Annotated in this window: 7 protein-coding genes and 4 tRNA genes; 4 read left to right on the top strand and 7 right to left on the bottom strand. The window is 48.6% G+C overall.

The annotated features are described in order from the left end of the window. From KCG43_RS21125 to KCG43_RS21105, 5 genes are all read right to left on the bottom strand, one after another. A partial coding sequence (locus KCG43_RS21125; RefSeq protein ID WP_241903692.1) for a GTP-binding protein occupies nucleotides 1-240 on the bottom strand: 240 nt, incomplete at its 3' end. 106 nt (nucleotides 241-346) lie between these two features. Further along, nucleotides 347-422, bottom strand: a tRNA-Thr gene (locus tag KCG43_RS21120). A gap of 12 nt (nucleotides 423-434) precedes the next feature. Continuing rightward, nucleotides 435-509, bottom strand: a tRNA-Gly gene (locus KCG43_RS21115). A gap of 38 nt (nucleotides 510-547) precedes the next feature. Further along, nucleotides 548-632 (bottom strand) — tRNA-Tyr (locus KCG43_RS21110). 6 nt (nucleotides 633-638) lie between these two features. Beyond that, nucleotides 639-714 (bottom strand) — tRNA-Thr (locus KCG43_RS21105). A gap of 208 nt (nucleotides 715-922) precedes the next feature. On the opposite strand from KCG43_RS21105, the gene coaA reads away from it, so the two are divergent. Beyond that, on the top strand, nucleotides 923-1,861 hold the full coding sequence (coaA, locus tag KCG43_RS21100) for a type I pantothenate kinase (protein WP_192017819.1): 939 nt from the start codon (nucleotides 923-925) through the stop codon (nucleotides 1,859-1,861). Between the two features lie 31 nt (nucleotides 1,862-1,892). Here coaA and birA read toward each other — a convergent pair whose 3' ends face one another. Further along, the gene (gene birA, locus KCG43_RS21095) at nucleotides 1,893-2,858 is read right to left on the bottom strand and encodes a bifunctional biotin--[acetyl-CoA-carboxylase] ligase/biotin operon repressor BirA (RefSeq protein WP_192017820.1); all 966 of its coding nucleotides are present in this window, start codon (nucleotides 2,856-2,858) and stop codon (nucleotides 1,893-1,895) included. After that, nucleotides 2,855-3,892: a UDP-N-acetylmuramate dehydrogenase gene (gene murB, locus KCG43_RS21090; protein ID WP_192017821.1), complete on the bottom strand. Its 1,038-nt coding sequence runs from the start codon at nucleotides 3,890-3,892 to the stop codon at nucleotides 2,855-2,857. Before murB ends, birA begins: the two co-directional genes overlap by 4 nt. 73 nt (nucleotides 3,893-3,965) lie before the next feature. On the opposite strand from murB, the gene KCG43_RS21085 reads away from it, so the two are divergent. From KCG43_RS21085 to KCG43_RS21075, 3 genes are all read left to right on the top strand, one after another. Further along, on the top strand, nucleotides 3,966-4,409 hold the full coding sequence (locus tag KCG43_RS21085; RefSeq protein WP_192017822.1) for a GNAT family N-acetyltransferase: 444 nt from the start codon (nucleotides 3,966-3,968) through the stop codon (nucleotides 4,407-4,409). A gap of 120 nt (nucleotides 4,410-4,529) precedes the next feature. Continuing rightward, nucleotides 4,530-5,879: a CDP-diacylglycerol--serine O-phosphatidyltransferase gene (gene pssA, locus KCG43_RS21080; RefSeq protein WP_218387427.1), complete on the top strand. Its 1,350-nt coding sequence runs from the start codon at nucleotides 4,530-4,532 to the stop codon at nucleotides 5,877-5,879. A gap of 10 nt (nucleotides 5,880-5,889) precedes the next feature. Further along, nucleotides 5,890-6,543 (top strand): nicotinamidase, encoded by a 654-nt coding sequence (locus KCG43_RS21075; protein ID WP_192017824.1) that lies wholly within the window; start codon nucleotides 5,890-5,892, stop codon nucleotides 6,541-6,543. Nucleotides 6,544-6,639: the final 96 nt, after the last annotated feature.

Raw genomic sequence — 6,639 nt, 5'->3', positions numbered from 1 at the left:
TACGTGTGCGTAGTGGCGAGAAGGAGTATCGTACTCTACGTGAGAAGTAGAGATAGTGATACCACGCTCACGCTCTTCTGGCGCATTATCGATAGATGCGAAGTCACGCGCAGAACCGCCGTATACTTTAGACAGTACAGTACAGATAGCAGCAGTCAGAGTAGTTTTACCGTGGTCAACGTGGCCGATAGTACCAACGTTAACGTGCGGTTTCGTACGTTCAAATTTTTCTTTAGACATGGGTAGTCCCTCTAGGCACGGTATTTAGGTGGTATAACGACCACACAACCAATCATGGGTTTTGTAGAGTATATATCAAAAGGATTGAAGTGCTTCGGAGAGAGAGTGGTGCTGATAGGCGGATTTGAACCGCCGACCTCACCCTTACCAAGGGTGCGCTCTACCAACTGAGCTATATCAGCACACGAGAAATGTGGAGCGGGCAGCGGGAATCGAACCCGCATCATCAGCTTGGAAGGCTGAGGTAATAGCCATTATACGATGCCCGCAAACTCGTAACTCGTAGAGCTATTCAACCATTTGAATATGGTGGAGGGAGAAGGATTCGAACCTTCGAAGGCGGAGCCGTCAGATTTACAGTCTGATCCCTTTGGCCACTCGGGAATCCCTCCAAATTTTGGTGCCGACTACCGGAATCGAACTGGTGACCTACTGATTACAAGTCAGTTGCTCTACCTACTGAGCTAAGTCGGCGTAATTGCTGCGCATTCTATGCGATGGTTTTTGGGGTTGCAATAGGTAAATACAAAAAAAATTATAATGGCCGCTTTAATGTACATTTCTTAATCAAACAAGGGACTATGCTGACATAATTCTTCAAAAGGAGAAATCACGGCCTCTTTCACTTCCTCTATTGATCCTGTATTGTCCCAATCCCTGTAAATGAGATTTTGGTTACAAGATGAACGAGATCCTAACCCCCTATCTTACTTTTGACCGGCAGGCCTGGGCTGATTTACGCAAGTCAGTGCCAATGACGCTGGACGAAGCTGATCTCGAACGTCTTCGCGGTATCAATGAGCATTTGTCGATGGATGAAGTCCGCGATATATATTTGCCTTTGTCGCGCTTACTCAATCTTTATGTCGGTGCACGCAAGGGCCGAAACCGCGTTTTGGAAGAGTTCCTGTCTCAGCCCAAACCAAGCACAGTGCCTTACATCATAGGTATTGCTGGCAGTGTCGCTGTCGGCAAAAGCACCACTGCGCGTCTGCTAAAAGCCCTGCTGACCCGATGGCCGGAACACCCTAAGGTGGAATTAATCACTACTGATGGCTTCCTCTATCCAAATAATGTGCTGATGGAAAGAAATCTGATGAAAAAGAAAGGATTTCCTCAGTCTTACGATATTCGGCGTTTGGTTGAGTTTCTGACCGATGTGAAGTCAGGTAAGCTTCAGGTGGATGCCCCTGTGTATTCTCATTTATTTTACGATATTACTGATGAAATAAAGACGGTAGAGCAACCGGACATCCTGATCATTGAAGGGCTGAATGTGTTACAGAGCGGCATGGATTACCCTCATGAACCGCATCGGGTCTTTATTTCTGATTTGCTCGACTTTTCCATTTATGTCGATGCCGAACCGGATTTACTACAAACTTGGTACATAGAACGTTTTCTGAAATTCCGTCAGGGTGCTTTTAAAGATCCATCATCCTATTTTAATCATTACACCAAACTGACCGAATCAGAAGCGGTGAAAACGGCGACCAATATTTGGCAGGAGATTAATGGTAAAAACTTGCGGGAGAACATTCTGCCGACGCGCGAGCGTGCCAGTCTTATCCTGCAAAAAAGCTCTAACCATGCAGTGCAGACCGTCAAACTCAGAAAGTAAGTATCCCGCTCGCTTTAGATAGCCCTTGAGCTTAATCGTCTTTACGCAAAGAGATCTCACCACCCAGATACGGCATCTTCCCCTGCTCCGTTTCCAGCATCAGCGCCCCTTGGGGGTTAATACCACAGGCGACGCCCCGGATGACTTTGTCCCCGATCAACAGCTTCACCGGCCGGCCAAGGAAATTGTCATACTGGTCCCACTCATCGACAAAACCCGCCATGCCAACCTCTTCATAGCGCAGCAGAGTTTCCGTCACCCCCTCAATGATGGCTGCCGCCAACTGATTACGGCCAGGCATAGGGTCGCAAGCTTCAGCCAGATTAGACCAAGGTTGCCCCACTGTTTCGGTATCTGTATTAGACATGGTGAGATTCAGCCCCATACCAATGACTAAATGCGCAGCATCTCCGGCTTTACCGCTCATTTCTACCAGAATACCCGCCAGCTTTTTGTCCTGATAATAGAGGTCATTGGGCCATTTCACCTTAATCTCCGCCGCACCCAGCTTCTGCAATGTTTTCGCCACAGCCAAACCAACGACCAGGCTCAGCCCCATCGCAGCAGCAACACCGGCATCCAAGCGCCAGTACATTGACAAATACAGGTTGCTGCCAAACGGAGAGAGCCATTGCCGCCCACGGCGCCCGCGCCCGGCCTGCTGGTACTCAGCCACACAAACTGCACCTTTGGGTAACTGGCCTATGCGATCCAACATATATTGATTGGTTGAATCAATCACCGGGATCAATGCCAGTGACGGACAATCAACCTGAGTCTGGATAAGGTGCTCATCCAATAAATCAAACCCGGCAGCCAGGCAGTAACCTTTGCCCTGGACCCGATGAATATCAAGGCCCCACTCCTGAATCCCTTTGATATGTTTGCTGATTGCTGCGCGAGAAATCCCCAGCGCCTCGCCCAGTGCTTCACCGGAGTGAAACTGACCATCGGCCAAAAACCGGATCAGCGCCAGCTTGGTTGTGTGTTCTTTCATGGCATCACCTTATCCAGTGTGGTTTCTCCGTCAGACGCCATAAAGCGCACCTCATGCTCTAATGTGACACCAAAACGCGATTTGACCGTGTCGACGATATAGCGCGCCAATCTCAGTACATCCTCAGGGCTGGCCATGCCGAGGTTTACAATCACTAGCGCCTGCTGCTGGTGTACGGCTGCTCCGCCAACCTTATGGCCTTTCAGTCCGCATTGATCTATCAACCACCCGGCGGCCAATTTAAACCGGCCGCCTGCTGCGGGATAACAAGGGACAGACGGAAACTCAGCCGCAAGCTTCTGATAGGTACTTTCTGATACCACGGGGTTTTTGAAGAAGCTGCCGGCATTACCAAGCACCGCCGGGTCCGGCAGCTTAGCCTGCCGAGTCGCACAAACCTGTATCAGGATGTCGCGAGCTGTGACAGTAGCAGGATCCAGGTTCGCCAGCGGCCCATAGCTCGTATTTGGCTGCCAGTCCTTACTCAGACGAAGGCCGACCGCAACTATGATATGACTGTCTTTCAATTCGTGCTTAAAAATAGAATCACGGTAGTCAAAGCGGCACGCTTCCGCCGTTAAGCGTACGACATCACCACTTTTTCGCTCCATTACATCAACGTATTCGCAGATATCCTGAAGCTCAACCCCATAAGCCCCGATATTCTGTATAGGTGCAGATCCTGTGCAACCAGGTATCAGGGCCAGGTTTTCCAGGCCAGGCATCTCTTGCTCAACCGTCCAGCACACCAACTGATGCCAGTTTTCACCTGCCCCCACATGGAGATGGTAAGCAAAGTCGGTTTCATGAACTTGAATGCCCATGATCCGATTCAGTATGACAGTTCCGTTATAGTCTTCACAAAACAGCAAGTTACTCCCTTGCCCCACCACAAGAGCAGGAGTCCCTGTCGCATCACTGGACAGCAGCGTTTTCAGCTCGTCCACCGATCTAATGGTCACAACCTGAGAGGCTGTTACACTCAAGCCAAATGTGTGCAATGAAGCCAGTGAATGGCGATGCAAAACTTCCATACCAAATTCAAACCGTCGCTTTATACTGGAGGCCGCATTCTAACTGATCACACATAGCGACGCAGTTAATTCCATGACAGATTTAACGAAAACAACACTTAGCTTCCATCCTTTGGAACCTCTTCGCCTTCCTTTGGTCAATCGTCTGTACAAGACGCATTATCCTGCGGGTAAAGCCAAGAAGGACGAAATCATCTGGATCGGAGAAACCGCTACGTCCATCGAGGCCGTTGTCCGTTTCCAGCAATATGACGATTTTCAATTAATGACAGGCATGCTGGTTGCGCCGCAATTGAGACAACAGGGCTTTGGCCTCGCGTTATTGAACGCTTGCCATTTGCAACTTATGGCTAAGCCCTGTTACTGTTTTGCATTCAGCCACCTTGAGTCACTGTACCTAAAAGCGCAGTTTTCGGTCATTGCGGATGATGCGCTACCGCTTTCTCTTGCTCATCGAATTGAACGCTACAGAGTTGGTGGAAAAGCGCTCACTCCTATGCTATATCAGGCCGGTTGACCCAACCTGCCTCCCAAGCTCATTAATTGGATCAGCCCGGTCGCTTTACCAGCACTAAAATCTGGTATAATTAGCCCCCAATTTTTAGATTTATCATATAAATCGCGGAACGAGGCGATAATGGATTCAGCTACTGCAAATAGGCAGCTCATAGATCAGCTACCACGTATTGCACATCAGCCGGAAGATATAGAAACACTGCTAGATGCCGGTGCCTTTCGTGAACGTTTGCATCAGGAAATAGCCAGAGCAACCAAGCGTATTTATCTGGTCGCATTGTACCTGCAAGACGACGAGGCGGGTCGCAGTATTCTTCAAGCATTGTATGATGCAAAACAGCTACGTCCCGAACTGGACATTAAAGTACTCGTCGATTGGCACCGAGCTCAGCGTGGATTGATAGGTGCAGAAAAATCGGAGGGTAATGCAGCGCTCTACTGTGAGTTTGCCCAGTCCTACCAACATAAGATTGAAGTGTTGGGAGTGCCCGTTCGCAATCGTGAAGTCTTTGGTGTACTCCACCTCAAAGGCTTTATCATTGACAATACTGTCATATATAGCGGCGCCAGCCTGAATGATGTCTATCTGGCTCAACATCAACGTTACCGCTACGACAGATATCATGTATTGAAAAACACCAAACTGGCTGACAGCATGGCCCACTTTGTTCAGCGCACGCTGGTCGACAGTGAAGCGGTGAATTGCCTCAATCAGCAGACCCGGCCGGAAACGAAAATCTTACGCAATGCTATCAAGCAATTGCGCCTGGAATTACAGCGCGCAAGCTATTATTTTGATCCTGAGCCTATCGCTAATGATCAGGTCGGCCTCACCCCCATTGTTGGCCTTGGCCGTCGTAAGAACAATCTGAATAAGTACATTTGTACCCTGATCGCCAGTGCTAAACATGAGCTGACGATCTGCACTCCTTATTTCAACTTTCCCCGCAGCGTAAGCCGGGAAGTGAAACGGGCTTTACGTCGCGGTGTAAAGATCACTCTGATTGTCGGTGATAAAACCGCTAATGATTTTTACATTCCGCCCAGCGAACCGTTCAGAACCATCGCAGGATTACCTTACTTATATGAGGTAAATTTGCGTAGTTTTGCCAAACACAACGAGGCCGCTATCGCCCGCCGTCAGCTGGCTATTCACATTTGGAAACACGACGACAATAGCTTCCACCTGAAAGGAATCTGGGTTGATCGCCAATACATGCTCATTACCGGCAATAACCTTAATCCGCGCGCATGGAAACTGGATTTAGAGAACGCCATTCTGGTACACGACAAACATGAGCTGTTAGCAGAGCAAAAGCAGCAGGAACTCAGTGCCATTTTGCGACATACTCAATTAATGGGCAGCTATAAGTTTATTGATAAAGTCGACAGCTACCCGCTACCGGTAAGGCGCTTGATCAAGCGTATACGCCGTCTGAAAGCAGATCATATTCTGAATCAGATTCTGTAAGGAGAGTGTCATGGCTATTGCAGCAATCGATGTGGATGTGCAGCAAACCTTTACTCCACTTTGTCCTGATGAACTGCCTGTTCCTGAAGGCCATCATATTGCTCAGGCCTTAAATCAACAGGCCAAATTAGCAACCTGGCGTATTTTGACAAAAGATGCGCACCCGGAGAATGCTGTGTGGATCGTTGATAGCCATGACAATATGTTCCAACCATTATCACACCCTAATGCTGATTTGACCTGGGTCAAACACGCCGTCCCGGGCAGTAAGGGCTTTGAAGTGATACCTGGGCTTCCTAAAGTAACTGAGTATGACCACGTCATCTGGAAAGGGATAGAGCCAGATCTTCATCCTTACGGCGCTTGTTTCCACGATCTTGAAGAAAAGCTCAGTACCGGACTGATCGAGTGGCTACATCACAAAGGTGTCGCCACTGTCATTATTGGCGGCCTCGCAACGGATTACTGCGTTAAAACAACAGCCTTACAACTTCAGGCAACCAAATCCTTTAAAGTCATTGTCAATTTATCTGCGTGCCGGGGCATTTCACCTGACACCATTGCCGAGAGTTGCAATCAAATGCAATCCGCAGGTATTTTTTTGGCAAGCAATTTAGACGATGTAAAGCGGTTATGTTTTGCTGACAGTAATATCCTACCCTGATGTAACGGCTCTCTGAACCGAGTTCGCAGCAAAGTGTTCAATCCCTTCAACTCATCCTTCAAGTTGTTCGTAACCCAAACATCTACCTACTTCTAA

The sequence above is a fragment of the Photobacterium sp. WH24 genome (genome assembly GCF_019204055.1).
In the GTDB taxonomy this organism is placed as follows: Bacteria; Pseudomonadota; Gammaproteobacteria; order Enterobacterales; family Vibrionaceae; genus Photobacterium; species Photobacterium arenosum.
This window is presented reverse-complemented; position numbering and strand designations above follow the sequence as displayed.